Consider the following 1,114-nt stretch of genomic DNA (forward strand, 5'->3'; position numbering starts at 1 on the left):
AGCCCTCAACCTCGAACTCGTCGCTGAGCGCGTGCTGCACGTTGACGGGTCGGCGCATCCCGTGCGGCGCTCTGCGCGTTTTGCACACAGCCTCGACCCAAAGCGGAAGTTGGCACGGGCTTAGCAAGCCTCCGGAAAGCGGCCGTTCAACGTTGAAGCTCAGCCGCGTGCGGAGGCCGCAGGCCGACGCGCGTCGGCTGGAGCGCGGGGTTAGACGCCATCGTCGACCACCGGTGAAATGGATTGCACGGCAATGCCACCGTCGAATCCTTCCACGATGTATGCAGAAATACAGTCCGAGAACTCATCCATCAAGCCGAGGCCCTTCGGGTCATTCTCCGTATCTGCTTGAAGTGTCAGTCGCTTTCCATCCCAAGTGCAGCTCACCTGCTTCTGCCATGGTCGATGCTCAGCGAACTCAGCGGTGATGTCCAGGGCGGCCTCCGCCCCTGAAGCAGCGGGAACTCCATGACATACAAGGACTACGCGATCCATGGCGTCTAACGTTTGACGTGAGCCGCGCCGTGAGGCGTCGGCTCGATGGAATGGTTAGGCCTGCCTTGCATCAAAGCAGCCCTGCACTCCGGTACCAACGAACGCATGCGGCCTCAAGCAGCGCGTACCCAATGACCGCGGGGATGAGCAGCCAACCCACGAGAATCGTGCCGGCGAACAACGGCAAAACTACGAACCAGCAGCCAAGCTTGTAGGGGGCTGGCAACTTCTTATATCGAGCGCCCTTCTCCTGCGAACGATTGAACTCATGGCGATTGAAGATGAAGAGCGCAAGCGCCGATGCGGCATAGACGCCGGCAAAGAGAACTTCACTCGGATGACGCAGCAACGCTTCCAAAGTCAGTGGCCTACCCTTTGAGATGAGAGGCGGCGCCCGGCTTGCCGGGTGACCTCAGGTCCGGCAAAGTCGGCAGCGCCGCATGACAAGCATTTCATGGAGCAGTCTACGGTGTTCGGGCTTGCGGGAGACTACCCGAAAGCCGTCAGTCACGACCGTCTGCTGTTGGCCGAAGAGCGACCTTCAGGTGCCACCCTCCCACCACCCCAGCTCCGTGCCGTCTTCGGCGTAGACGTTTCCGTACTCCCACTCGCAGCCCGT

2 protein-coding genes are annotated in these 1,114 nt (G+C 61.0%); both read right to left on the minus strand.

Annotation, left to right across the window (positions count from 1 at the left end; translation table 11 throughout):
* Positions 1 to 210: 210 nt before the first annotated feature.
* Positions 211 to 495 (minus strand): hypothetical protein, encoded by a 285-nt coding sequence (locus FHT26_RS29435; protein WP_168563621.1) that lies wholly within the window; start codon positions 493 to 495, stop codon positions 211 to 213.
* 70 nt (positions 496 to 565) lie between these two features.
* Positions 566 to 853: a hypothetical protein gene (locus tag FHT26_RS29440; protein ID WP_168563622.1), complete on the minus strand. Its 288-nt coding sequence runs from the start codon at positions 851 to 853 to the stop codon at positions 566 to 568.
* Positions 854 to 1,114 lie beyond the last annotated feature (261 nt).

The organism is Rhizobacter sp. SG703 (genome assembly GCF_012275445.1).
Taxonomy (GTDB): Bacteria; Pseudomonadota; Gammaproteobacteria; order Burkholderiales; family Burkholderiaceae_C; genus Rhizobacter.

Excerpts from the sequence above, each read along its gene's own strand:
- FHT26_RS29435 (WP_168563621.1), bottom strand. The coding sequence starts at position 495 with ATGGATCGCGTAGTCCTTGTATGTCATGGAGTTCCCGCTGCTTCAGGG.